The 24,703-nt window shown below is 58.9% G+C and carries 21 protein-coding genes; 8 read left to right on the top strand and 13 right to left on the bottom strand.

The window, feature by feature from the left end; genetic code table 11:
* Positions 1-3 precede the first annotated feature (3 nt).
* The 7 genes from JYP50_RS01525 to rfbF form a co-directional block, all read right to left on the bottom strand.
* A complete protein-coding gene (locus JYP50_RS01525) occupies positions 4-1,431 on the bottom strand; it encodes a lipopolysaccharide biosynthesis protein (RefSeq protein WP_206558684.1) in 1,428 nt (475 codons plus the stop codon).
* A 157-nt stretch (positions 1,432-1,588) separates the two neighbouring features.
* Positions 1,589-2,506 (bottom strand): glycosyltransferase family 2 protein, encoded by a 918-nt coding sequence (locus tag JYP50_RS01530; RefSeq protein ID WP_206558685.1) that lies wholly within the window; start codon positions 2,504-2,506, stop codon positions 1,589-1,591.
* A 99-nt stretch (positions 2,507-2,605) separates the two neighbouring features.
* Entirely contained in the window at positions 2,606-3,772 is a 1,167-nt protein-coding gene (locus JYP50_RS01535; protein ID WP_206558686.1) for a class I SAM-dependent methyltransferase, read from the bottom strand.
* A 15-nt stretch (positions 3,773-3,787) separates the two neighbouring features.
* Positions 3,788-4,966 carry a class I SAM-dependent methyltransferase gene (locus tag JYP50_RS01540; protein WP_206558687.1) on the bottom strand — a complete coding sequence of 393 codons (1,179 nt, stop codon included), beginning with the start codon at positions 4,964-4,966 and terminating at the stop codon, positions 3,788-3,790.
* An 11-nt stretch (positions 4,967-4,977) separates the two neighbouring features.
* Complete coding sequence (locus tag JYP50_RS01545; protein WP_206558688.1) at positions 4,978-6,204, bottom strand: class I SAM-dependent methyltransferase; 1,227 nt, start codon at positions 6,202-6,204, stop codon at positions 4,978-4,980.
* Between the two features lie 17 nt (positions 6,205-6,221).
* The gene (locus tag JYP50_RS01550) at positions 6,222-7,247 is read right to left on the bottom strand and encodes an NAD-dependent epimerase/dehydratase family protein (RefSeq protein ID WP_206558689.1); all 1,026 of its coding nucleotides are present in this window, start codon (positions 7,245-7,247) and stop codon (positions 6,222-6,224) included.
* Positions 7,248-7,266: 19 nt separating this feature from the next.
* Positions 7,267-8,067 (bottom strand): glucose-1-phosphate cytidylyltransferase, encoded by an 801-nt coding sequence (gene rfbF / locus JYP50_RS01555; RefSeq protein WP_241262691.1) that lies wholly within the window; start codon positions 8,065-8,067, stop codon positions 7,267-7,269.
* A 546-nt stretch (positions 8,068-8,613) separates the two neighbouring features.
* Between rfbF and JYP50_RS01560 the strand changes: the two genes are divergently transcribed.
* From JYP50_RS01560 to JYP50_RS01585, 6 genes are all read left to right on the top strand, one after another.
* Entirely contained in the window at positions 8,614-9,753 is a 1,140-nt protein-coding gene (locus JYP50_RS01560) for a sugar transferase (protein WP_206558690.1), read from the top strand.
* 57 nt (positions 9,754-9,810) lie between these two features.
* Entirely contained in the window at positions 9,811-10,317 is a 507-nt protein-coding gene (locus JYP50_RS01565) for an acyltransferase (protein WP_206558691.1), read from the top strand.
* Positions 10,307-11,770: a GumC family protein gene (locus tag JYP50_RS01570; RefSeq protein ID WP_206558692.1), complete on the top strand. Its 1,464-nt coding sequence runs from the start codon at positions 10,307-10,309 to the stop codon at positions 11,768-11,770. Before JYP50_RS01565 ends, JYP50_RS01570 begins: the two co-directional genes overlap by 11 nt.
* A 45-nt stretch (positions 11,771-11,815) precedes the next feature.
* Positions 11,816-12,400 (top strand): polysaccharide biosynthesis/export family protein, encoded by a 585-nt coding sequence (locus JYP50_RS01575; protein WP_206558693.1) that lies wholly within the window; start codon positions 11,816-11,818, stop codon positions 12,398-12,400.
* A complete protein-coding gene (locus JYP50_RS01580; protein WP_206558694.1) occupies positions 12,381-13,634 on the top strand; it encodes a hypothetical protein in 1,254 nt (417 codons plus the stop codon). Before JYP50_RS01575 ends, JYP50_RS01580 begins: the two co-directional genes overlap by 20 nt.
* A 76-nt stretch (positions 13,635-13,710) precedes the next feature.
* Positions 13,711-14,643, top strand: a complete 933-nt coding sequence (locus JYP50_RS01585; RefSeq protein WP_206558695.1) for a CpsD/CapB family tyrosine-protein kinase — start codon at positions 13,711-13,713, stop codon at positions 14,641-14,643.
* Positions 14,644-14,717: 74 nt separating this feature from the next.
* Here JYP50_RS01585 and JYP50_RS01590 read toward each other — a convergent pair whose 3' ends face one another.
* The 3 genes from JYP50_RS01590 to JYP50_RS01600 all read right to left on the bottom strand — a co-directional run bounded on the left by JYP50_RS01590 (position 14,718) and on the right by JYP50_RS01600 (position 18,794).
* Positions 14,718-16,130: a sigma-54 dependent transcriptional regulator gene (locus JYP50_RS01590; protein ID WP_206558696.1), complete on the bottom strand. Its 1,413-nt coding sequence runs from the start codon at positions 16,128-16,130 to the stop codon at positions 14,718-14,720.
* Positions 16,131-16,542: 412 nt separating this feature from the next.
* Entirely contained in the window at positions 16,543-17,244 is a 702-nt protein-coding gene (locus JYP50_RS01595) for a methyltransferase domain-containing protein (protein ID WP_206558697.1), read from the bottom strand.
* Between the two features lie 440 nt (positions 17,245-17,684).
* Entirely contained in the window at positions 17,685-18,794 is a 1,110-nt protein-coding gene (locus JYP50_RS01600; protein WP_347136708.1) for an NAD(P)/FAD-dependent oxidoreductase, read from the bottom strand.
* Between the two features lie 252 nt (positions 18,795-19,046).
* Between JYP50_RS01600 and JYP50_RS01605 the strand changes: the two genes are divergently transcribed.
* Both JYP50_RS01605 and JYP50_RS01610 read left to right on the top strand, forming a co-directional pair.
* Positions 19,047-20,846 (top strand): DEAD/DEAH box helicase, encoded by a 1,800-nt coding sequence (locus JYP50_RS01605; protein WP_206558699.1) that lies wholly within the window; start codon positions 19,047-19,049, stop codon positions 20,844-20,846.
* A gap of 166 nt (positions 20,847-21,012) precedes the next feature.
* A complete protein-coding gene (locus tag JYP50_RS01610) occupies positions 21,013-21,663 on the top strand; it encodes a tellurite resistance TerB family protein (protein ID WP_206558700.1) in 651 nt (216 codons plus the stop codon).
* A 32-nt stretch (positions 21,664-21,695) separates the two neighbouring features.
* Here JYP50_RS01610 and JYP50_RS01615 read toward each other — a convergent pair whose 3' ends face one another.
* From JYP50_RS01615 to JYP50_RS01625, 3 genes are read right to left on the bottom strand one after another with little or no spacing between them, the layout of a single operon-like run.
* Positions 21,696-22,820 (bottom strand): DUF819 domain-containing protein, encoded by a 1,125-nt coding sequence (locus tag JYP50_RS01615; protein WP_206558701.1) that lies wholly within the window; start codon positions 22,818-22,820, stop codon positions 21,696-21,698.
* A complete protein-coding gene (locus JYP50_RS01620) occupies positions 22,807-23,679 on the bottom strand; it encodes an SDR family NAD(P)-dependent oxidoreductase (RefSeq protein WP_206558702.1) in 873 nt (290 codons plus the stop codon). The genes JYP50_RS01615 and JYP50_RS01620 overlap by 14 nt, the downstream gene beginning before the upstream one ends.
* A gap of 3 nt (positions 23,680-23,682) precedes the next feature.
* Positions 23,683-24,402 (bottom strand): FadR/GntR family transcriptional regulator, encoded by a 720-nt coding sequence (locus JYP50_RS01625; RefSeq protein ID WP_206558703.1) that lies wholly within the window; start codon positions 24,400-24,402, stop codon positions 23,683-23,685.
* Positions 24,403-24,703: the final 301 nt, after the last annotated feature.

Here is a 24,703-nt window from a genome sequence, read left to right on the forward strand (position 1 = left end):
CGTTCAGGATCGCTGTATTTTCAGGAACAGAAATACATCCTCGATCGCCGAAATCCGCAGGGCTCTGGCGGCGATCGCATAGGCCAGTATCGCCAATCCACTTGCCAGCGCCACCACCAGCAGCGCGGAGTCCAGCAGTTCGAACAGGATCGATTTGGCCAGTATGGCGACACTGACCATTAAGCCCGTGGCCGCCGCGGTTGGCAGCAGCGCCCTCCAAAAGCCGGATAGCTGCGTGTTTAGCAGCCGGAATGGAATCATGAAAGTAGGGTAGGCAAGTATCAGCGTAACGGTGGCGTAAGCGGCCACGATACCCTCGACTCCCCAGGGCAGGCCGATAAAAAACGATGTTAGCTGGGCGACCCCCGCAAAGACCTGCCAGGCCAGCAGCAGGTGTGGTTTATCCTTGGACATGTAGATACTGCCCACGGTTCTCGCAAGGCATTGAATCATGGTGGGAACAGTAAAGAGAATGATCAGCGGTATCAGCGGTGCCCACTGCTCGCCGAGCAGTACCCGGATCGCCGGTTCCGCCATCGCACCCATCAAGGCGATCATTGGGAACGCGATTAACGAGATGGAGACACAGGCCCGGGTGTACATCGCGGCTATCTTGACGTTGTCGTGGCTCATGCTGGAAAAGGCAGGGAAAAGAACACTGGATACCGGCGTGGCGATGCAGCTCAGGACCAGCTCCATCAGGCGTTGTGCAAAGGCATAGAGGCCGAGAGCGACCTGGCCCAGGAACACACCCAGTAGGAACTTGTCAGCCTGGGTCACGATATAGCTGAATATGTGAGAGCCGGTCATGCTCATACACCAGCCCTTGATCTCTCCGATGTCCGCGAAAGTGAGTGCGAGGGAGGGGCGCCAGGAATGCGAGAACCAGATCAGAATGGAATTGAAGAAAGCCGCGGCTACAGTGGCCAGCGCCAGGCTCCAGACCTCGAACCCCCTAAGCGCGAGACAAATGGCAATGAATCCGTAGAGTACCGCGGATAGAATGTCTATGATTGCCAGGCATCCGAACCGCAGTTCCCGTTGTAGAAGCGCGCGTTTGCTCAGGCTCAAGGAAGTGATGGGCAGGGTGAGCGCAATGACGCCGAGAATGTCCGTGACGTCCGGTTGTGAGTACAGCTTGGCGAACAGTGGCGCCAGAAGCAATATCACGGCATAGATAGCCGCGCCAACCATGAGGTTCAGATAGAATACGCCATTGACGAGTTTGTTCTGCAAATGTTCAATCTTGATCATGGCCGAGCTGGTGCCGAGATCCTTGAACAGGTCGGCAAAGCCCACAACAACCATGGCCATTGCTATCAGGCCGAACTCGGCGGGCCCCAGCAGCCGCGCGAGCAACAGCGATATGCCCAGTCGAAGAATTTGGCTGACGACCTGGCCGATGGTCGCCCACCGGGTAGCCGATATCATGTATCGACGCGCACCAGCCGCGGATGCCCGTTCTCCCGATTTAAGCGGCGGGATAAACACGGGCGGCCTGGTGTTTTGATCGGGAGCCCGGGGAAAGCGACAGCGGAATGGTTGGCGGGTTGGTCCCATACCCTGGCAGCGCTAGGCGGCTCATCCCCTAGTTACCCAGTGGTCGCAGTAAGTGGGCTTTAATATTGCCCGCGAAGCAGCGAAACCGCGCATAGCCGTAAACGACGGGTACAGACAAACCGCAGAGTATGCTGTCATAGCGGGAAATGCCGATCGTTTGTGTCGATTTTATCCACTCCGTCAACAGGCGGACGCGAATGGACGTGGTCGGAAACCAGGTGTGAAACCTGGTGAATGTTAAGCGCCTTGAAGGGTCGAACCACGCCTGCACCGCTTGGTTCGAGGTATTGGCATATTGCGACGCGCCGTGGTGTATGCGGCGTAGATACAGCGGTTCGCGCACTTCCCAGAGCTCTCCGAGCATTGCCAGCTCCGCAAGCAGTACATAGTCGGAAGCGATAAAGGAATCGATGAGTCGCGTCTTGCGAAGTGCTTCGCACCGGATAACACCAAAAATGGCGTTGGCCATACTGACATGACAGAGAATACGAGAAAGGCGCATATACGGCTTGCTGTGTCTTGTCTCCAGGATATCGGCGTCTTCGGATAGGTGTTCGCCCTGGTCATCGATGAATCGCGATTGCGGATAGACGAGGACGACGCTCGAGGGAGCCTTGTCAATAGTGGTGACGCACCGACGGAAATGGCCTGGAAGGCAGATATCGTCGTGCGTTGCCCATTTGAAGTACTTTCCCCGGGCGAGCAGGAATACTTTGTTGTAGTTGCGAGCGGCGCCGATATTGCGCTCGTTTCGGTGATAGCTGATGCGCTGGTCAATGGCGGCGAATTCCAGACAAATCGATTGCGTGTCGTCTGTTGAGCAATTATCCGAAATAATCAACTCAAAATCGGTAAAGTCCTGGGAAAGGATGGCTTCCAGTGCCTGTCTCAGAAAGGGCTCGCCATTGTAGACCGGCATGCCCACGGAAAGTATCGGGGTGTTCATCGAGCCGTTGCCTTTTCATCGTCCTGGAGATTTTCAGCTTCCGTACCGGGGCCGGGAGCGAAGCATTGCCACTGACGCAGGCTGCTTTTCGTCAGCCTGCTAGGCGGGCACAACCTGCGCCCTGCTTCCCAGCTCCCTCAGCTGGGACTCAATTTCCTGTGTATACTGCGGATTCATCACGACCACATAGGCGCTATCCCGGAGCGCACTGGCTGAAACGCCTGAGATAGGCAGCCCGGTTCCGGCGATGTAACGGTCATGCTTCTTGGGGTTCTGGTCGATCAGGCCCGCGATTCTCCCCTGCGGGTCCACCAGGTTGCTGAATGTTATTCCCTTGGAACCGGCTCCCCAGATATGGGTGCGTTGCAGAAAGTCCGCGTTGGCCGACATCCAGGCGGTATACGTTTCCATCTTGGCGTGGAACCTGCCGCTGAATTGCCGGGCGATCCCGGTTTCCGTCTCCGAAACCGAAGCTGCCTTTTCCGCGCAAGACCGGCCGCCGGCTACCGCCTCAACATACAGATACTGGCCGCCGAAGGACTCACCCATGTCGAGGATTTCCAGCCCGCAACTCTTCACCAGGCGGCTGATGGATGATGGGGTGAAATATGACACGTGTTCATATATCAAATCCCATATACCCAAGTCCCTGGCCGTATACAGTCCGTTGGGAACTTCGATGTAGATGATTGGCCTGCCCACCCTGAATGTCCGCGTCTGGCTCAGGCGGTTGAGGAATTCCAGCGGGTTATCGGTGTGTTCCAGCACCTGCTGGCAGACGATGAGATCCGCTCTGATCTCTTCATGTTCCGGGGAGAAATAGTCGCGAACGAAGGATACATTGGGTAGGCTCGGGTCGGCGCCCTCGAAAGGCGCGGAGGTATCGAAGCCGATACCGCAATTGTTGCCTGCTTCGCAGATGCTGCGAAGAAAGTCGCCCCGGCCACAGCCAATTTCAAGCACTTTCTTGTCCTGAATGCCGTAGACCGATACGAACCTGTCCACCAGTGACGAAGCATGGTTGCGGAATACATGTGACGCGTAGAGCGACGTTTCGTAGTTTTTCGAGTAATAAACGAGCTCCGGCTTGAAGGAGCGGTTGAAATAGTGGCCACAGCTTGTGCAGAAACTGAGATCTATTCGGCCGGTGGGGGCGTCGCGCCCATCCCGTGAGGTCCGATGCAGGTCGTTGCACAGTACGGGAACGCGATCAATAGTGACAAGCCCTATTGTTTGGCGGCCTCCACAACTGATGCAGTTGGACATGAGGGCTTCGCACGCCTAGAGAGTAAGAACGGTCGGCGACAAACCGATGCTGGAAAGGTCCCTGGTTATTTCGCGCTTGTAAATCGGGTTCATTGCTATGACCAGGTCCGGCCGCGACTCGGTGAGCTCAGCGGGGGATACGATCGGATGCCCGGTGCCAGCCATGTAATGTCCCCAGCGGTGCGGATTGATATCTACGATTTGTTCAATTTCCGACGTTAACTCCAGTGTGGTCAGGAAGGAAACCGCCTTGGAACCGGAGCCCCACAGCGCCACTTTGTCACCATTGGTCGCCGCCCTGTCGAGAACGGAGCGCCATTGTTCGAGCTTTTTCCGTACCCGCGATGAAAAATCCGCGGTGTAACGGCGCAGCGTGGCAAGATCGTCCTCTTGATCGAGGGGCGGTGACTCGTCACCGGCGGCACGCGGCCTGGCTTCGATGGTGAGATACTGGCCGTCGTATTCGGTTGAAAGCTTCGTTACGGTGAAGCCCTTGCTGCGGAACAGGCGTGCCAGGGAGCCTGGCGTAAAATAGGAGCAGTGCTCGTAATAAATGTCTTCAAAGGCGCAGTCGGCCAGGATTCGTGTTGCCTCGGGTATCTGGAAGAAGACATCGCAACGGTATTCGCCGATGGCGCGACGGACACCAGCGACGAAGTCGCCAGTTTGCGAAATATGCTCCAGCGTCATCTTGCTACATACAAAATCCGCCTTTTCATGGGCATACTTGTCGCTGTAAAAATCCTGTACAAACGTGATGTCGGGCGAACTGTCGCTGCCTATTCGTTCAGGTCGAAAGCCCGGGTCGAATCCTATTCCGGAATTATTGCCCTTCTGGCATATCAGCTTCAGAAACTCGCCCTTGCCACAACCAATTTCGAGGACGCGCTTTCCCGTCAGTCTGTAGTCACGAATAAGCCGTTCGACCAGGGCGATGTGGAATGCGTTGAACGTGCCGGAGAAAGCCTGGGTTTCCTCGTAGCGTTGGCTGTATTCGGTGAGTCGCGGATCAAAAGACAGGTTGGATATGAATCCGCAGCTGTCGCAAAAACCCATGTCCATTCGCCCGCGGGGATAGGCTATCGCTTCCTTTGGGGAGGACAGCAGTATGCAGCTGTTTGAAGGCACGCTATCCTGGGAATAAAAGATGCTCATCTGGCCATCGAGGCAGCCTGGGCAGGTATGTGTTTTCATCGGGCAGCCTTTCAAAGCACGCGGGGTTCGGGCACCGGAACGATAAACCTGCCGCCGCCCTCGAGATAGCGCTGTTGCTGCGCCAGGATTTCATCCGCAAAATTCCAGGCAAGCATCAGGACATAGTCCGGCGCACTGTGGATCAGCGCTTCGGGGGCTTTTATCGGAATGTGGTGTCCCGGCATATAGCGTCCCTGCTTGTGGACGTTGCGATCGACAACAAAATCCAGGGTGTCCGTGCCAATCTCCATGTAGTTAATGAGCGTGGCGCCCTTGGCGGCCGCGCCGTATGCGGCGATGGATTTACCCTCCGCCTTGATGTCGGCCAATAGTGTGTTGACGCTATTTTTTAGCGTGGCGACGCGTTGGGAGAACTTGTGATAGTAGTCACTTCTATCCAGGCCCACCGCGTGTTCGGATTCCAGCATGTTGCTTACGTTGTCGCTGACGTTTTCAGACTTCTCGCAGTAATATCGCAGCGAGCCACCGTGAATGGGCAGCCATTTCACATCATTGAGATACAGGCCGTGTGCTTTGAACAGCGCTTTTGCCGAAGTGACGGAGAAATAGCACAGGTGTTCGTGATAGATGGTGTCGAATTCGCAGTTGTCTATCAGGTTCTTTACATAGGGCGCTTCGATAACGGCAACGCCGTCGTCCTTGAGTAGCGTGGCAATCCCGCTAACGAAGCCATTGGTATCCGCGACATGAGCCAGTACATTATTGCCGTGAATGATGTCTGCCCGCTTGCCCTCGTTTGCCAACTGCCTCGCCAGGCTCTCGCCAAAGAAAGCATGCAGGGTATGAACGCCGGCGTTGTTCGCGGCCTCGACAGGGCCCTTGGCGGGGTCGATCCCCAGTACAGGAACGCCCGCGTCCACATAGTTTTTCAGGAGGTAGCCATCGTTGCTGGCCAATTCAACTACAAAGCTTCGCGGCCCCAGTTTCCGACGTTCAATCAGCTCATCGACGTTTGCTTTGCTGTGCTTGAGAATGTAGGGGGAGAAGGAGGAGTAATAGGGATAGTCATCGGAAAACAGTGTCTCGGGAGCGACGGTTTCAAGAATCTGCACGAGTGCGCAGTGCCTGCAAAAGGCAACGACAAGGGGAAATCTCGGCTCGTCTTTTTCCAGGTCATCGGCGCTCACCAGACCGTCAGCCAACGGTACCCTGCCGAGGTCAAGGAACTGATAGAGGCTGTCCGAGTGACATGAGCGGCAGGTGGTATTTGTCGGCATGTGGATGTACTCCGTTGTCAGGCAATCCAGCGCATTTCTTCATTCAGGATGTTTGAACTGATCAGGTGCTTGACGTGGGCAATGCGCTGAAACCGGGCGCCCTCGAAATCTTCCATTTTCAGGCCCACTTCGACATACTTTTCATACAGCTGGCGAATGCCGCGCTCTACTGTCCACTGAGGTTTGAAGCCGTGCAGGGTGCGCGATAGCAGGTTGCAGTCGACTCGATAGCAGCGTTTGTCCGGCCCGCCGTCGACGGAAAACTCCACCTTGCTGTTGGGTACACAGTCCTCGACCATTTCCGCTATATCGGAAATGCGGTAGTTTTCGCTGGTCTGGCCTACATTGAAGGCCCTTGCGTGTACCATTTCCAGGGGTGCCTCCAGGGTCGCGACGTAGGCGCGGGCGATATCCTCGACATGGACAAGAGGTCGCCAGGGCGTGCCATCGCTCTTCAGGTAGACGCGGCCCGTGGTGAAAGCCCAGGCCGTCAAGTTGTTCACCACCAGGTCAAAACGAAGCCGAGGGGATACGCCATATGCCGTCGACGCTCGCAGGAATGTTGGAGAGAATTCATCATCGGCAAGTGGCAACAGTGCTTTTTCTACCGCGACCTTGGATTCCCCATAGGGTGTCACCGGGTTGAACGCGGCTGATTCGTCGAGGAATGTCTCCCCCGCGGCGCCGTAGTTGCTGCAGGAAGACGCGAAGATAAAGCGAGGGACACCAGCGGCCTTTGCCAGTTCGGCAAGTCTGATCGAGCCCTTTCGGTTTATGCTGTCGGTGAGCGAGGGTTTGTAGTCACCGAGTGGGTCATTGGATAAACCCGCCAGGTGAATGATCGCGTCGTAGCCCGTAACATCGTCCAAGGTGATATCGCGTACATCCTTATTCAGGTAGGGCACCTGTGGTACGCAATCAACGAATGTACAGTTTCTGTAGATGTCGGAATCCAGACCGTGAACATCGTGCCCGTGTTCAATCAAGAGCTGCGTCAACACGCAACCGATGTATCCCAGGTGACCGGTTACGAGTACATTCATTCTGACTTTCCCCTGTTGTCTACCATGATTTCCAGGGCGCGCCATTCTGCCATAGCTCTTCGAGCAGGTGCTTTTCCCGAAGCGTATCCATGCATTGCCAGAACGATTCGTGACGATAGACCATAAGCTGACCATCCGCCGCGAGGCTCTCCAGGGGCGCATGTTCAAACATCACGTCATCGCCGCTGATGTAGTCCATAATGCCCGGTTCCAATACGAAAAACGCGCCGTTGATCCAGCCCTCGTGTAGCTGGGATTTCTCGGTGAAACGCGTGACCTGATCGCCATCGGTTTCGATATTTCCATATCGGGCGGGGGGGCGAACAGCGGTGACGGTAGCCAGGCGACCGTGTGCCTTGTGGAACCGAATGAGGGCGTCGAGATCGACGTTCGATAGCCCGTCGCCCCAGGTGAGCAGGAAGGTCTCCTTGCCGAAGTAGTCGCTCAAACGCTTGATGCGGCCGCCGGTGAGCGTCTTGGGGCCGGTGTCGATAAGGTCGACGACCCAGTCGGGGCGCTCTCCATTGTGCGTTTTCGATACCTTTCCGTTACCCGTTTCGATACGAAGGTTGCCACCAAGACTGCAGAAATCCGCGAACCAGCGTTTGATGTAGTCGCCTTTGTAGCCCAGGGCGATGGCGAAATCCCGATGCCCGTATTGGTAGTAGTGCATCATGATATGCCAGAGAATGGGCATTCCGCCGATTTCCACCATGGGCTTGGGGCGAACCTCGGTCTCTTCGGCAAGTCGTGTGCCGTAGCCTCCGGCGAGTATGCCAACTTTCATCTGGGAAACCCTTTCATTCGCTGTCCGTTCCATGGCCGCAAGTTTCCGGCTCCGTATGGGTGATTGCATCGGCTCGCGCCCCCGACCCTGATTAGGCAAGCATCGTGCCAGAATTGGGGCGGAACACTGTGAGCGGCACTCACTCGCGTGCAGGGCGGGTGGCAAGCCGCTCGGCCAAAGTGCCGGGGTGGGCTCGGTTCAAGGTGTCGCGTTTTTTCCGGTGGCGGATTTTCGAACGCCCTTTGTCCGGTTCGGCGACGCAGGCAATGGATTGTGTTTTGTTGTATCGATTGTATTACAGGCCCATGGCGGCCCGTCGCCGGTTCGTGAAGTGGCCGGCTGTTGCGGTCGGGCGGGCTTTGCGCACCACCATGCGAAGCGCGTTGGGTGGCCTAATCGAGATGCCGGGGCCATGCCTTGAACTCGCGGCGGGTATGGGCGGCCTTGCTTGGCATATATATTGCGTATACCCATGAGGCGAATTGGGCTTTCCCCATTGTCGCTTCTGGATTTCTGGCGCTGAAGTCTGCCAGGCAGTACGAAGCGGGAAAGCCATTGCCGCTATTCGGGATGCATGGCATGTACAAGGCTGGTCAGAGTATGGTGTCCGAGGCACCACCTGCAGATGACAAGAAGACACTGGCGCGATCGCATTGCCGGCGAGCGCGGGCAATGCCGGTGCTGCCCAAGGCCCTGTTCCTGGCGGAGGTCTCTCGCGAACGGTTCCGTAGCGACCGCTCCGGGTCGCCGGTCTCGCTGCTACTATTGACACTGGGCGAGGAGGGCGACGCGACACACGATGTAATGTCGCAAGCGCTGCCAGCACTCCGGGGCGCACTGCGTCAAACCGACAGCGTGGGCATTCTCGATGCCAATGTCGTTGGCGTACTGCTCCCGGACACGGATTCTCGCAATGTGGATAGGGTTGCTGAAAAGGTTTGCGGAGCGGGGGGATACCCGGTGGCATCCGTCGTCAAAGTCAGTTATCCACACGTCATTCTAGACCGCCTACAGGCACAGGCGAAGGCTGTTGATGACCGCGAAGGACACTACTTTGTTCGCGGTCCGAAAAGGCGCGCCTGGGAATTACGCACCAAGCGAGGCATCGATATTCTCGGCGCTGTTGTGGGGCTGGTGTTGTTGTCGCCGCTGATGCTGGCGACCATGCTCGCGGTCAAATACAGCTCTCCCGGAGACGCCATTTTCAGGCAGGTTCGTGTCGGCAAAAATCTCGTGCCATTTACGTTCTACAAGTTTCGCTCCATGCATTCCGGTTCCGACGACAGCGTCCACCGCAACTATCTGGAAAAACTGATTAGCGGTGAGGCGGAGCAGACGGTGAGCGAGGAAGACGGGAAACGACTCTATAAAATGGCTTCTGATCCCCGGGTGACCCGGGTTGGGCGTTTTATCAGGAAGACCAGCATCGACGAGCTCCCGCAGCTGTTCAATGTGCTGAAGGGTGACATGAGTCTGGTTGGACCAAGGCCGCCCATTCCCTATGAAACGGCGAAGTATCGCTGCTGGCACTTGCGCAGGATTCTGGAAGTCAAGCCGGGACTTACGGGTTTGTGGCAGGTTGTCGGGCGCAGCGAAACAACCTTCGAGGATATGGTACGGCTGGACCTGAAATACGCGCGGGATTGGTCGGTAGCAATGGATATCAAGCTGATCATTCGTACCGTGCGGGTTGTACTGGAGTGCAAAGGCGCGGTTTGAACCGCGAAAATCGCAAGACAGACGGTCCTTGCGAGTCATCGTTTAACGGGAAAGCGCATGATCAAAGAGGATGTGGTGCTTGGCAAGGCGGTGCGAATACCCCACCCGGAGCTGGTTAACCTCTATGGATGCAAGGTGGGTGACGAAAGCGGAATCGGAACTTTTGTTGAAATACAGAAGGGGGCAACGATCGGCGCGAAATGCAAGATTTCGAGCCATTCTTTTATCTGTGAGGGCGTCGATATTGGCGATGGCGTATTCGTTGGGCACGGAGTCATGTTCATCAACGATCGCCGGCCAAGCGCGGTGACCGAGGACGGTGAGCTGCAAACAGAGGCCGACTGGGAGCTTCTAAATACCAGAGTATGTGATCGGGCGTCGATTGGCAGCAATGCCACGATAATGGGCGGCGTAACCATCGGAAAGTCAGCGTTGATCGGTGCCGGTGCGGTCGTCACGTCGGATGTACCGGATTACGCGGTTGCGGTGGGCGTGCCTGCGCGCATCGCCGGCGATGTTCGTGAGGCGGCGCTCGCCCGTGTGGATACTCCCCATGCTGGCTAACCTCGGTGTGGTGGGTGATGTTGCCAGAATACTGAAAAGGCGACGCTGGTATTTTTTGGCAACATTTCTATCGGCGCTATTGCTGTCACTAGCGCTTGCGTTTTTGTTACCGAAGACCTACGTGTCCACGGGGACGATCGCGGTGGAGAGCCAGCAGATACCCGAGGACTTCGTTCGCTCCACAATAACCACCCTGGCCGGTGAGCGGGTAGGGATGATGGAGGCGAGGGTAATGACCAGCGCAAGGCTCCAGGACCTTGTTGTGCGACTGGGCTTGTATCGGGAAGATTGGAAGCAATACCCGAAAGCCTCGCTGGCTGACCGGCTCAGGTCCAATGCCCTTGTGGAGGTAATTCGCGATCCCTTTGCCAGCCGGCTCGGAGCCATCGCATTCACCATTTCATTCGAACATGAAAGTCCTGAAATGGCGCAGGCCGTGGCGACTGAACTCGTTGAGATGTTTCTCGCCGAGAATGTTTCAACTCGTACCGAGCGGGCAGCCGAAACCACCGATTTTCTCGAAAGAAAGGCGGAAGCCTTCGGAAACCGGGCCCGAGAAATAGACCGGGAGATCGCGGCGTTTAAACAAAAACACCAGAATACTTTGCCTGAACACCTGGAACTCAAGCTGAATATGGTAAGCCGCATAGAGTCGGATCTCAGATCACTGAGAATGGAAATCTTTGCCCTGGACCAGGAACGCAGATCACTCCGGTCACAGCGCGCCGCCGTTGCGGCACTGTCGAGCAGTGAAGGCGAGTCCGTGTTCGCTTCCCCGGCAGCCCAGCTGGATGCCAGGAAAAGCGAGCTGGCGGAGAAATCCCTGCGTTACAAGCCGGGTCACTGGGATATCCGCCGCCTCAAAACGGAGATCGCGGCGTTGGAAGCACAGCTGGATGTGTCCGTGTCAGCGCCCGCCGCCGGTGTGAAGGGAACAACGTCCCTTGCCGCCCAATCCGCGGTGGAAACCCAGATCGGTACGATAACGAAAAAACTGGCGCTCCTTCGAGACCAGGAAAAAATCCTGCACGACGATATAGGCCGATTGCAGGAAGAAATCCTGGCTATCCCGGAAGTGGAAATTGAATTGCGACGATTGACGGATCAGTACAACGTTTACATGGAAGAGTACAGCGAGATTCGCGCAAAACGCTATGAGGCATCTCTAGCCCAAAGCCTTGAACAGGAAAAAAAGGCGGAGCGTTTTGTGTTGTTGGAGCCACCACAGCTTCCCTTGGAACCGGTACGCTCAACGGCGAAGATGGTGGCACTGGCTCTGGTTTTTTCCCTCGGCGCGGGTGCGGGCATGGCCTATCTGGCTGAACTGCTGGACGACCGTATCTACGGTCGAAAAATGCTGGCATCGTTGACGGGCGAACCCCCCCTGGCCGTGATCCCCTATATTGAGCCACTGCTGCGAGATAGCGGCGGCGGGTCGAGGAATGTTGGTTGACAGGTGTTGGTTGACAGGAAAGTGACTCTATGGAATGCACGCATCATGTTACTGTTTAGCGGCCTGTCGGGAGGGGGCTGGCGCCTCGCGATGGGCGTCCTGATGGTCGGTGCCATGAGCCTTGGCGCATTGGCGAGTCCGGCCACCTATATCATCAATCCCGGGGATATCCTGCGGATTGACGTATGGAACGAAGCGGATTTGAGCCGGGAAGTTCTTGTGCGCCCGGATGGCTATATTACGTTTCCAATGGTTGGCGATGTGAAGACGGCGCACAGTACCCCGGCCCAGGTTGGGCATGCAATTTCGTCGGCCCTGGGCCAATACATGAACGAGACCCCACCGGTAGTCGTGTCTTTGGTGAGTACCAACGGCAATAAAATCTATGTTATTGGCAAGGTCAATGAACCGGGGGAGTTTCTGATCACCGGCAACACGGATGTCATGCAGGCCCTGGCCCTGGCGGGCGGTTTGAATGCCTTTGCCAAGGAAAACAGTATCGTCATTCTGCGTCGCCGGGCCGATGGAACGCAGGTCGCGATTCCCTTCCAATACGAGAAAGTCAAGGAGGGCAAGCAGCTGGAATCCAATATTATCCTGGACAGCCGAGATGTCATTGTCGTTCCCTGAGCGAAGTCAGTCTTTGCTGGCGCGTGTTGAAGCCATTCGCCCGGCAATTTACGCCATTTCCGCTGTCGTGGGCCTGGGCGCGGAGCCGCTCAAGGCCGAGGAATATTCCGTGGAGTACGCCGTTGAGGCCGCGTACTCCACAGATGACAATGTGACGATGTCCACTGGCGAACCTGATAGCATTTACGGCATGAACGTATCGCTGCCTGTCACCCTCGCCATGCGTAGTGAGCGCTTGGAAGCCGCGTTGACCGGCGATTTTGTATTCTCGCATTTCGATGACGATGCTTACGACAGCGATGATCAGTATCTCGAGGCAATAACGTCCTATCGTTTCGAGAATAGCGATTTGGCGCTGGCCGCGAACTATGACCGTTCGTCCACCCGAAGCACCGAATTTCTGGATACCGGTGTCGTCGGTACGGAGGCTACGCGGGTGGAAAGCCTCCGCCTGGGCCTTGAATTCGACCACGCATTTACACCCCTTTACGGCCTGGTCAGTGGCCTGGAGTACGCCGATGTCACCTATGACGCGGATATCTACCAGGACTATTCGTTCATTGCGGGCTTCCTGGGAGTTACACGAAGACAGGACAGCCGCATGCAGCTGCGTTTTCAGCTCAGCGGTGACCGATACGAGAATAAAACTGATTCGGCGGTTACCGCCGATAGTCTGGGTTTGGAGGCGGGCCTGGACTACAGGATCGCCAATCAGCTCGCCGCCCAACTTCTGGTCGGGTGGGCCTGGGTCGGCAGCCGGTACGGAAGCGGTCAGTCCGGCTCGCTCGAGGATGCGGATGAAAACGCACTGCTGTTGAACGCCGGGCTGGACTATGAGGGCGAGCGGCAGAGTCTGGGCTTTACCGTCGAGAGCGGCCCAAGCTCCAGCGGAGCCGGTTACCTGCGCTATCTCCGCCAGTTCGGCGCGAAGTACAGTTACCACCTGAGCAAAAGCAGTAGCCTTTCCCTGGGGGCCACGCTTGGTCGATCCGAGCCGGTCGACAGTCACATCGAAGGCGACCGCGAGTACGCCAGGATATCGCTTGGTCTCGAACACACTCTCACCAGCGCCTGGCGTATTGCCGCCACCTATACTTATTCCCTTCAGGAGCAGAGTGACGGACGCGACGAGGCCTCGGTTACCGATGAAGGGTATCTGGTAGGCAGGGCCTACTCCAATGCTGTGGTGCTTGGCGTTACGTACACATCCAGAAAGGCCACACTCTCTAGATGAAGGCGTGGCGTCCGGCTACGGTGGTCTGGCTGGTATAGGTAAAAGGAAGGCAATCTTTACATTCGAGGGAGAGTGCATGGCGGAACAGTTGGAAGGGGCATCCGATAGTACTCGGGATGAGTACCGCGACGACCGAGACGAATCCACTGACTCTCGGGGAAGGCGGGGCGAACCGGCTTCCAGGCGGTCGACACTGGTATCGGCGCCGAAGGAGACCGCGGTTCAGCGGGTTGGCGACAGTTACGGGTTTAAAGGCGCACCTGGCACGCTAGCCGGGTTTGAAGCCGAAGTGGGCGGCACGGCAGGTGCCGTATCGTCGGCGCCGGCGGGTATTCACTACAGCCGCACTCGCCAGGTCGAGCTCTGTGACAAGGCGCTTATGGAGAACAAGGTCATAGCCGGGTGCAAGAACGATCCCAGGGTAGAGGCCTATCGTCAGCTGCGCAGTCAGGTATTGGGAGCCATGCGGCGCAACGGCTGGCGAACACTTGCGGTGACCAGCGCCAGGGAGAGGGCGGGGAAGACCCTGACCTGTGTTAACCTGGCTATCTGCATGTCGCAGGAGATGAACCAGACCGTACTGCTTGTTGACCTGGATCTGCGAAAGCCCGACGTCGCCAGAACCCTGGGGCTGCAGGTCGACAAGGGCATCATCGACCATCTGTTACACGCCGAACCGATCGAGAAAATCATGATCAATCCGGGGCATTCACGCCTGGTGATAATTCCGGGAACGAGACAGGATCACTTTGTCTCCGAGGTGCTCACTTCCCCGGAAATGAAAGTGTTTCTGGCCGATATTACCGCGCGCTATGAAGATCGTATAATAATTTTCGACCTGCCACCGCTACTGCGCAATGACGATGCCATGGTATTCGTACCCAAGGCCGATGCCTGTCTATTCGTGGTGGAGGACGGCGTTTCCCGTCCGGACGACATGGAATACTGCTTCCAGCTTCTTCGGCACTCCAATGTTATCGGCACGGTACTCAACAAGTCGCGCGAATAGCCGTGCGTCGTCGCCGATCGGACATAGGCGTTTCCCCGGTCATTGTCGCGACGGGGTGTCCCGCTTGCGCGTATTCAGGTTTTGTTCGACTGCCAGTCTATGTTGTGGAACTCCATCAAGCGGTATAGCGTTACCCGGGAAATGTCCAGCTGTCGGGCGGTCTTCGATACGTTGTTGCGCATGTAGGCGAGGGTCGCTTCAATCGTCTCTTTCTCGGCTGCTTCCCGGGCTTGGGCGAGGGTGCCCAGGTTGCTCGGAATGTTCTGGTCCAGCCCCAGGTTTCGGATGCATATCAGTTTACCTTCACACATCACCACGGCGCGTCGAATTCGGTTCACCATTTCTCTTACATTGCCGGGCCAGTGATGGTTGTTCATGGCGTCGACGGCCTGTTGAGTAAAGCCCTTGAGGGAAGGATTGACTTCCCGCGCATATCGGCTGAACAGGGCGCTGGATAATACGCCGATATCTTCTCCCCGGTCCCTCAAGGCCGGCGTGTCGATCTGTAGAACGTTCAAGCGATAGTAGAGATCCTCCCTGAAACGGCCCTCTTTAACCGCTTTTTCCAGGTTGACGTTGGTTGCCGCAATGGTTCTGACATTGAGAGGTATTTGCGTGCTGCCACCGATACGGTCTATGCTGCCCTCTTGCAGAAAGCGCAACAGGTTCGTTTGCATGTCGAGCGGCAAGTCGCCAATCTCGTCAAGAAACAACGTGCCGTTCTGCGCCGCCTCTATTTTCCCAATGCGCGCCTTGTCGGCGCCGGTGAATGCACCCTTTTCGTGCCCAAAGAGCTCGGCTTGAATCAGGTCCTTGGGCAGGGCGCCGCAGTGCACCGGTATGAACGGGCCGCTCGAACGTCTCGACAGCTGATGTATCGCATTCGCCGTCAGCTCTTTCCCGGTGCCGCTCTCTCCACGCACCAGTACATTGAACTCCGATGACGCGACGCGTTGTATTTCCTGCCGGAGTTTCATTATGGGAGGAGACTGGCCGATCATTCCTTCAATGGTGACGGGGGCCGTGGAATCCATGTCATTGGCCACCCTGGCCATCCCGTGTGCATGGCCCAGGGTTACCAGGAGTCTTTCGGTATCAACCGGAAGCGTATGATAGTCGTAGAAATAGCGATAGATGACCGAGGCAATTGCATGGCTGATGTCGGTCGAACTTGAAAGCATGGCTACCAGGTTGGTGCGGCTATTGGCGGTGGACAGGGCTTCGATATGGTAGTGAAGTTTTTGCAGGTTATGGGCCTGGCCATCGCAGTGGACGAGCCCCACTGAATATTTCTCGGTTTCCATGCGTCGAACGGCTTCGCCGTAGTCGTCGATGACGTCAACCGACCACCCGTTGTCTTCAATGGCGCTCCACAGCAAGGCGTTGTTGCAATTACTGTCGGTATTGGGTTGTAGGTAGAGTAGGTGCCGTTCCGCCAGCCTGTCCTCTGGCGGCTTGTATAGCCGGTTTGGTTGTGAATTCTCCATGTTCTCGTGCCCCCCCGGCACTTGAAAATGCGGCAGAATTTGCTTGTTGACTGCTAGTGGACAGCGTTAGGCCCACGAATTTGGTCGTGCAGCCCACACTAGATTTCATTGTTCGGGAGTGGATTTGTTTGCTGTTGTGAAGGCACGGGCGTGTTTAACTGCACAGGCCATGCGTGTGCCGGTTGGATTTGCGCCAGTTTGGCGGCTCGCGTAGCGACCATATACATGACCTCCGCGGAGGAAGTGTATCCAAAGTGGAATTCGATAGGCATCTATAAGCCTAGCAATAAACAGGCCAATTTAAATAAATCAAGCACTTGCAGGGAGCTGGTATCTGTCGGCAAGCGATTTTGTAAGAATAGCTGACAGTAGCGTTTATGCCAGCCCGCTTGCTCGGCTATCGCTCGCCGGATTAGGCGATTTCGGGTTTGATGCCGTAGAAGAAACTGTCGCAGCGGGAATCGCCCGCCGAAGTCTGGTAGATAGAGCAGATGATCTCGTCAAAATCCTCGAACAGGATCTGGAATCCGCGCGGGGTAAAATACCAATACCTCGGCTGACCGCTCGTGTCGTCCGGCATGTCGGGCCTGCTGAGGGGCGCCTGGGCCCAGAGCTGGCCGCGGCGTTTTAGCACCCGTCGCAGTTCTTTTGCCAGGCTGTTTGGTCGCGAAATCTGGTCCAGACCGGTGCAAAGCACCAGATCGAAGCAGTCGTCCTCGAAATCCAGGGAAATGCTGCCCGCTTCCCGGGCCTTGCGTTCAACGACGGACAAATCAACATTGACCCAGTGTTCGGCAAATACCGGGTCGGAAAGGGGGTTGAACTGCAGGCGTAATCCAGTGTGAGTTTCGTGCTCTGTCAAAAAGCGCTCGAGCAGGTAGCCCGCTTCGCCAAATTCATTGATCCGAATAGACGAGGATTGGCCCGAGTCCTCCCTGGAAAATCTAAGCCGTCTGGCGTCCATCGCGTTTGCAGCGAGTCCGTTTTCGGGCAGCACGATCGCCTCGAGCAGTTTGCTCACGGCCGCCTTCGGACCGGCAGGCGTCCGCTGCCATCTCATCGCCGGAACAATCTGCGCCCTGCTTTGATCCTTGTTGTTGGAGGAGTGATCCATTGGCCGGTTTCTCTATATTGGATGCATATTTCTCTGGTTGATGCGTGTCGGTTCGAGGCGGGGCGCCGGCCCGTGCCTGGATGTACTGTGCGCCCTCATCGCCAATACGCGGCGCACGGCGTTTGCCAAATCCTTGCAAGGCTATTCAACATCCCGCCAAAGGCAAAAGAGGCATTTTTCATGCCAGCCAGACTCCTCACGGTGCGTCGCGCCCGGCGCGCACCCGCGGAAAATGAGTGGTCGCGGCCTACTTTGGGGGGAATCAGCGGCGATGCGTATCGCGACGGGACGGGTCTCCCGGCAGGTATCCCGCGGGTGTCGATGGCAAACGACTATTTGGCGCGTCCTTCGGTGCCCCATGGGATGAAGGTGTAAGCCAGACAGTACACTGAGGCAATCTGTGGCGGTGTTGGAGGCAGCGGGCATGCTCCCGGTGCCGGCTACCTTCCCGCAATCGCGGTTGCAACATCCTCTGCTATTGCAAGGCTGGCGGTCAGGCCGGGAGATTCGATGCCGTGGAGGCTTACAAAACCTGGAATCCCGTGCTGCGGCTCGGCCAAAATGGCAAAATCGGCGTCGGCGGAGCCGGGTCCGACCACCTTCGGTCGAATCCCCGTGTAGGCGGGTGTCAAACGGCTGGTTACAAGGCCCGGGAAATACCGGCGAATTGCCGCGATAAACCCAGCTTTCCCGCCCTCGTCAAAGGTGTAATCAATACCGTCTACCCAGTGGACATCCGGTCCGAAGCGGACCTGCCCAGCCATATCCAGGGTCGCGTGGATGCCGAGTCCGCCCGCGGTCGGGAGGGGGTAGATCAGTTGTGAGAAGGGCGCTTTTCCCGAGTAGGCGTAATAGTGCCCCTTGGCAAAGAACTGGTCCGGGGGCATCGCCGAGGCTTCACCGCCGTCGAGTCGCACCCAGGTTTCCCGAGCCCACAGGCCGGTTGCATTGACCAGGGCCTTGCAGGTGACGGTGGTTGGAGCGCTCCCGCCGCAGCTAACGCTGTGTTGACCTTTTGCCCCCAGGGTGCCGGCCAGCGCCGGGGTGGCGAGGGCGACGATCCCGCCGGCGGCTTCGAGCTCTCCCTGGAGCGAAAGCAGGAATTGGTGTGAATCCAGAATGCCTGTCGAGGGCGAAAGCAGCCCCGCGGCGGCTTCGATCGAACTCTCCAGTTGCCGGATGTCGTCACGGGACAGCTCGCGGAGGTCGTCGACGCCGTTTCGGCGGGCGCGTTCGGCGATGGCGTCAAGGCGGGGACAGTCCGCGCTGTCGGCGGCCACGATGATTTTGCCGCAGCGCCGGTATGGGATGCCGTGCGACTGGAGGTAGTCGTACAGCAGTTTCTTGCCGCGGGTGCAATAGCGGGCTTTTGCCGAGCCAGGGGGGTAGTAGAGGCCGGCGTGAATGACCTCGGAGTTGCGGCTGGAAGTTTCGCTGCCTATGGTGCCAGCCTTTTCCAGCACCACGGTCTCGAGACCGCGCTGCGCGAGGGCCCGGCCGATGGCGAGGCCAATCACGCCCGCGCCGATGACAACCGCGTTGGTATTCACTGCCAAGCTGCAACCTGCTTAAAATACGAGGTGAAGGCCGGTTTGGTTTGACCCGTCCGGGCATAGCGGTCCTGTGGAGTCTGCCGTTATAGTAGGCGGCTTGTCGCCTGGCGACAATCGCTGGATAGCCAATGTGCCCGGAGAAGTGCTCGGTGGTCATCTCTATACTCGTCGTGGCGATTTGCAGCAATCCGCCATGGTTGTATACTTGCCGCCCGCCGTCCGGCGCCCATTTCCCGTCAGGTCTCTGTCATGTCCCAGGAACTCCATGCGAACAGCTTCGCAGAACTCGCGCTACCCGATTCCCTGCAAAAGGCACTGCGGGATGTTGGCTATGAAACGCCTTCCGCCATCCAGGCGAGGACGATTCCAACCCTGTTGAACGGTGTCGACATGGTCGGCCAGGCCCAGACCGGTACGGGCAAGACCGCGGCTTTTGCGCTGCCGGCGCTGGCGCGACTCGAACTCGATCGCGCGGTACCGCAGGTGCTGGTATTGGCGCCGACGCGCGAGCTGGCCATCCAGGTGGCGGAGGCCTTCCAGAAATACGCGCACTACCTGCCGGGCTTTCGCGTGCTGCCGCTGTACGGTGGCGCCGATTACCGCGGCCAGCTGCGCCAGCTGCAGCGCGGCGTGCACGTCATTGTGGGCACGCCCGGCCGGGTAATGGACCACATGCGGCGGGGTTCGCTGTCGCTGGACTCCCTGCGCCTGCTGGTGCTGGACGAGGCCGATGAAATGCTGCGCATGGGCTTTATCGACGATGTGGAGTGGGTGCTCACGCAGACCCCGCCGACACGACAGATCGCACTGTTCTCCGCGACCATGCCGGACGCCATTCGTCGAATCGCGCGACAGCACCTCACCGAGCCGGCTGAGGTGACCATCGCCGCGCAAACGGTGACCAACGAGGCCATCCGCCAGCGGGTGTGGATGATGGCTGGCGTGCACAAGCTGGATGCCTTGACCCGAATCCTGGAGGTCGAGGACTTCGACGCCGCCATTATCTTCGTTCGTACCCGCCTGGCCACCAGCGAGCTGGCGGACAAACTGGCGGCTCGCGGCTATACCGCCGCGGCCCTGAATGGCGACGTGCCACAGAAGCTGCGCGAGAAAATCGTCGACCAACTGAAAAAGGGCCAGCTGGATATCCTGGTGGCCACCGATGTGGCCGCCCGGGGGCTGGACGTGGAGCGGATCAGCCATGTGATCAACTACGACATCCCCTACGACGTGGAAGCCTATGTTCACCGCATCGGCCGCACGGGCCGCGCCGGACGCGCCGGGGAGGCCATCCTGTTTGCCGCCAACCGCGAGCGGCGCCTGTTGCGGGCGATCGAGAAGGCCACCGGCCAGTCGATCGAGAAAATGGAGCTGCCCAGCGCCGAGCAGGTGGCCGACAAGCGCCAGGAGCGCCTGTTGGCGCGTGTCACCGAGACGCTCGCCAGCAGCGACCTCGACGCCATGCGGCAGATGATCGAGCGCTACCAGCATGAGCACGGCGTGCCGGTGCTGGATATCGCCGCCGCGCTGGGGCGGCTGTTGCAGGGCGCGAAAGGTTCGGCCAAGGATAAGGGGGGCGAGCAAGGGGCCAAAGGGCAGGGCGCGCCGAAGAGCAAGCCGGCTCGTCGAGACGACCGGGCTCGGGAGGAGGCGTTTTCGGAGGACCGGCGCCCGGAAGCGCCGCGCCGGGACAAGGCCGGCGCGCCTCGCCGCGAGTCCGCTCCCCCGGGCAAGGGCATGGAGCGATTCCGTATTGAGGTGGGACACAGCCACGGCGTCAAGCCGGGCAATATCGTGGGCGCCATCGCCAATGAAGCGGAGATCGACAGCCAGTACATCGGTCATATCAATATCCACGACGACCACAGCACAGTGGACCTGCCGGAGGGCATGCCCGCGGAGGTCTACCAGCACCTCAAGGGGGTGTGGGTCAGCGGTCGGCGCCTGCAAATCCAGCGACTGGATAGCGAGGTCGAAAAACACGCTCAACGCAAGCCGCGCAAACCCAAAGGCGGTCCCGGCCGCGCCGCGAAGCGGCCGAAGCGGTAGCCTGCGGCTTCGGGGCTGCAACGTCCCCGATTCCCCTGATCACTTCCGGGGAGCTGGCGTGGCTCGACGATGGCGTCGCCGGTGCCGGAGTCGGGTTCGAAATGAACGAATGCCACCCGCGGGCGTCAAAACGCCGAAGCGATGATTCAGGAGCGAGCACAGGGCAATGGATATCAAGGGACTACTGAACCAGGTACTGGCATCGGGCAATGAACTGGCGAGCACCGCCGCCGGCAAGCAGGCGGGCGGCATGTCTGACATGACCAAGGGCGCTATCGGCGGCGCCGTCGGGGGCAGCCTGCTGCCCCTGCTAATGGGCAACAAAAAGACGCGCAAAATGGGCGCCAAGGCGGCCAAGCTCGGGGGCACCGCCGCCCTCGGCGCGCTCGCCTACAAGGTTTACAACGACTGGCAGGCCGGGCAGCAGTCTGCGACGGTCACGTCCGCGCCCGCGGCGACGATCCCGCCGGATACGCCGCAGCATTCGATGAACGTGCTGCGCGCGATGCTGGCCGCCGCCAAGGCTGATGGGCATGTGGACGATGCCGAGCAGGCGCGCATCTATAAAGCGGTCCAGGCGATGGGCGCGACCCGGGAAGTGTCGGCCTTTGTGGAGACCGAGCTGGCCAGGCCCCTGGACCCGGCCGAAGTGGCGCGGGGCATCACCTGTCCGGAGGAAGCGTCCGAGGTATACCTGGCGTCACTGTTGATGGTCGACGAGCAGGGCTTTATGGAGCGGGCCTACCTGCAGGAGTTGGCGCGCGAACTCGGGCTGGCCCCCGAACTGGTGGCGCGGCTGGAATCGCAGGTGGCCTGAGGAGGCAGCCCCCGGTTCCCGCGAGGCCGCGCTCAACTCAGGATGGAGGTCACCCAAACCCCGATAAACGTGCCGATCACGTAGCCGAAAATACCGCACATAATTCCCGGGGTAATCAGCTCTGTCCAGCCGCGTGACACGGCAATGGCCGCGGTGGGCGCGGGGCCGACGAGGGCGGCCCCGGAGGCGACGATGGCCTCGGGCAGGGATATGCGCAGCACGCGGGCGCTGATAATCACGATGGCCAGGTGCAGGGTGATGATCAGCATGCCGTAGACAAAAAGATTGAGCGCCGAGGCGATGAACGTCGTGGCGTCGGTGCCGGCGCCAACGGCGGCGAAGAACAAGTACATCAATAGCATGCCGATTTCGAATTCCCCGCTGAGCCTGGCGCAGGCGCCCGGCGCCAGGTTGGCGAGGACGATCGAGAGCAGGGTGATGAACAGGATGCTGTAGCCCGGTACGGACAGGTACTCCGCGAAGGCCTTGGATACGGCGCAGATGGCGAAGCTGATCGCCAGGGCGGCGCAGACATGGGTGAGTCGCAGCAGCGGCGGCGACGCCGCGCCGTGGTCTCCCGGCACCGGTCCCGGGCCGGCGGTGTTGCCCGGGCTGAGGAAGCGGCCGAGCAGGGCGAAGGAGGGCAGGGTCACCAGTATCGTTAGGGCGGTGATACTGACTACGCTGCTGGCGCTGATCGATTCGCTGAACTCCTGAGGCGACATTTCGACGGCCTGGGAAACGGCCAGGAAATTGACCGCGCCGCCTATCCAGCCGCCGGTGTACACGCCCGCCACCTTGGCACCGATGTCGCCGAGATCCAAAAGAAAGTAGCCGACAACCGCCCCGGTGACGGTCGCCGCGCTGGCGATGCAGAAGGTGATCATCACCCGGCCGCTTTCGCGGAAGATGCGCCGCAGGTCGGCCTTCATCAGTAGCAGCGGAATGGCCAGGGGCACGAGCGATGCGTGGATAAAGTTGTAGACCGCGTGTTCGAGCGGGATCAGTCCGGTGTTGGAGAGCAGCATGGCGCCCGCCAGGACCCAGACCACGCCGGACGTGCGTTTGCCGATGGCATTGGTATCCAGCCAGAAGCCCAGCCAGGCGAGTCCAAAAAGAACCGCGCAGAGCGCCAGCATGTTGTCAGGGGGCGTCATTGTCAAGCGGGGCCTCTCGTCCGTCCAGCCACCAGTCGATGGCCGATGCCTGGCGCAGGAACTGGTCCCTGGCCTCGTTGTCCGCGCGCCACAGCGTTTGCATCACGTGTTTCGCCAGGGCGTCGGCCTGCCAGCGCAGCGGGCCGTTGTGTGCCCCGGCGATGGCGGGCAGCAGTTCCCCTACCTGGCGGGGATGGGGTGCCTGCCCACGGGCCGCGGTGGCCTGCGCCTGCTGGGACTGGATAAGGGGGCGGTAGGGCGAGTGCCGCGGATAGTCATCGTCGGGTTCGCCACCCTGCAGCCCGGTTGCGTAGCTGCCGCACTCCACCAGGGCAAAGCGGATGCCAAAGCGGCGGCATTCGTAGCTCAACGCCTCGGTGGCCCCCTCCAGGGCGAATTTACTGGCGCTGTAGATAACATCGCCGGCCAGTCCGGCAATACCGGAGAGGGAGCTCATCATGATAATCACCCCGTTGCGGCGCTCGCGCATGCGGGGCAGTGCCGCCCGGGTCAGCAGCAGGGGGCCGAAGAAATTGGTTTCCATGACCGCGCGGATGTCGGCTTCCGGCAGGTCTTCCAGTGCCCCGCGCTTGTGAATGCCGGCGTTGTTGACGAGTATGTCCAGCGGCCCGAGTTCCTGCTCCAGTTGTGCGAGGAAGCCGGGGAAGTCATCGGGCCGGGTGGTGTCCAGCTGCCGGATATGTATTGCAAGTCCTTCCAGGCTGGCTTGTTGGCGCAACTGTTCGGCGCGCTCGGGGCGGCGCACGGCGGCGGCCACGGTGTGTCCCTCACGGGCAAAGGTCAGCGCCGCTTCGAAGCCGAAGCCGCTGCTGCAGCCTGTGATAAGGACCAGCGGCACGGCTCAGGTCTTGCCGCCGAAATGGGAGCGGTTCAAATCCAGCATTTCCACGGAGACGCTGTAGGCTTCTTCCGGCTTGCCGGTGGCGATGGCCCAGGCGATTTTCCGGTGCTGCTCGAGGTCCTCCTGGTCGGCGGCTCCGGACACTTCTTTGCCGAGATCGACGTGTGCCTTGAGGTAGGTGCTGATCGCGTGCTTGAAATGGCTGATGATCGAGTTGTGCGAGGCTTTTAGAACCGCCGAGTGAAAGGCGATATCCGCGTCCAGCCGCTCCTGTTGATGACTGCCGTAGCTGGCCATTTCCTCGTAGGCCGACAGGATCTGCGACACGTCCTCGCGGGTGGCGCGACTGGCCGCCAGCTCGGCCGCGCGGGGCTCGATCAGGCAGCGCAGCTCGATCAGCTCGAGCATGAACTTCTCCGAGGCGAATTCCGGTTTTGCGTGCCAGCCCAGGACGTCGGGGTCGAGCATGTTCCACTCGTCGCGCGGGCGCACGCGGGTGCCGCTGCGCTGGGCGGTGACCAACAGCCCCTTGCCCGAGAGCACCTTGACCGCCTCTCGCAAAGCGTTCCTGCCGACATCGAGACTGTCGGCCAGCACCTGCTCAATCGGCAGCGCCTCACCTTCCTTGTAGATGCCGGAGATGATGCGGGAGCCCAGGATGTCGACGGTGGCCGTGACGTGTCCGCGGGAGGAGCGTTTTTTGGAGGACGTATTGTTCATAAGGGTTTTGGCGCCGGTCTCGAGGGAGTGAAATTGAGGTCTGACTTTACCTGATAAATCCGTCGGTCGCAGCATGGGCAAAATACTACCATGGCGGAAAAGATAAAAACAAATAATGGGATTATAAATTTAAGATCCGTGATTGTTTGTCGCGCGGGTGTTATCGGGCCTCGTCCTCTGTTGGCGTCTTTTCTTCCTCTAATAACCGCTTATATGCTGGCTTTTCTGTGTTTTCAAATAAGAGGTTCTTATGCATGACCAGCATTGTCGTGCCGTTTTAATATTATTAAAAGATTGTTGA

Source organism: Parahaliea mediterranea (genome assembly GCF_017255185.1).
Taxonomy (GTDB): domain Bacteria; phylum Pseudomonadota; class Gammaproteobacteria; order Pseudomonadales; family Halieaceae; genus JAFKCZ01.

What these genes read in the sequence shown, in the direction of transcription:
- JYP50_RS01545 (WP_206558688.1), bottom strand. Translation starts at nt 6,204, where the DNA reads ATGCCGACAAATACCACCTGCCGCTCATGTCACTCGGACAGCCTCTAT.
- JYP50_RS01570 (WP_206558692.1), top strand. Translation starts at nt 10,307, where the DNA reads ATGCTGGCTAACCTCGGTGTGGTGGGTGATGTTGCCAGAATACTGAAA.
- JYP50_RS01580 (WP_206558694.1), top strand. Translation starts at nt 12,381, where the DNA reads ATGTCATTGTCGTTCCCTGAGCGAAGTCAGTCTTTGCTGGCGCGTGTT.
- JYP50_RS01530 (WP_206558685.1), bottom strand. Translation starts at nt 2,506, where the DNA reads ATGAACACCCCGATACTTTCCGTGGGCATGCCGGTCTACAATGGCGAG.
- JYP50_RS01565 (WP_206558691.1), top strand. Translation starts at nt 9,811, where the DNA reads ATGATCAAAGAGGATGTGGTGCTTGGCAAGGCGGTGCGAATACCCCAC.
- JYP50_RS01605 (WP_206558699.1), top strand. Translation starts at nt 19,047, where the DNA reads ATGTCCCAGGAACTCCATGCGAACAGCTTCGCAGAACTCGCGCTACCC.
- JYP50_RS01525 (WP_206558684.1), bottom strand. Translation starts at nt 1,431, where the DNA reads ATGATATCGGCTACCCGGTGGGCGACCATCGGCCAGGTCGTCAGCCAA.
- JYP50_RS01560 (WP_206558690.1), top strand. Translation starts at nt 8,614, where the DNA reads ATGTACAAGGCTGGTCAGAGTATGGTGTCCGAGGCACCACCTGCAGAT.
- JYP50_RS01595 (WP_206558697.1), bottom strand. Translation starts at nt 17,244, where the DNA reads ATGGATCACTCCTCCAACAACAAGGATCAAAGCAGGGCGCAGATTGTT.
- JYP50_RS01535 (WP_206558686.1), bottom strand. Translation starts at nt 3,772, where the DNA reads ATGTCCAACTGCATCAGTTGTGGAGGCCGCCAAACAATAGGGCTTGTC.
- JYP50_RS01550 (WP_206558689.1), bottom strand. Translation starts at nt 7,247, where the DNA reads ATGAATGTACTCGTAACCGGTCACCTGGGATACATCGGTTGCGTGTTG.
- JYP50_RS01575 (WP_206558693.1), top strand. Translation starts at nt 11,816, where the DNA reads ATGTTACTGTTTAGCGGCCTGTCGGGAGGGGGCTGGCGCCTCGCGATG.
- JYP50_RS01585 (WP_206558695.1), top strand. Translation starts at nt 13,711, where the DNA reads ATGGCGGAACAGTTGGAAGGGGCATCCGATAGTACTCGGGATGAGTAC.
- rfbF (WP_241262691.1), bottom strand. Translation starts at nt 8,067, where the DNA reads ATGGAACGGACAGCGAATGAAAGGGTTTCCCAGATGAAAGTTGGCATA.
- JYP50_RS01615 (WP_206558701.1), bottom strand. Translation starts at nt 22,820, where the DNA reads ATGACGCCCCCTGACAACATGCTGGCGCTCTGCGCGGTTCTTTTTGGA.
- JYP50_RS01590 (WP_206558696.1), bottom strand. Translation starts at nt 16,130, where the DNA reads ATGGAGAATTCACAACCAAACCGGCTATACAAGCCGCCAGAGGACAGG.
- JYP50_RS01625 (WP_206558703.1), bottom strand. Translation starts at nt 24,402, where the DNA reads ATGAACAATACGTCCTCCAAAAAACGCTCCTCCCGCGGACACGTCACG.
- JYP50_RS01610 (WP_206558700.1), top strand. Translation starts at nt 21,013, where the DNA reads ATGGATATCAAGGGACTACTGAACCAGGTACTGGCATCGGGCAATGAA.
- JYP50_RS01540 (WP_206558687.1), bottom strand. Translation starts at nt 4,966, where the DNA reads ATGAAAACACATACCTGCCCAGGCTGCCTCGATGGCCAGATGAGCATC.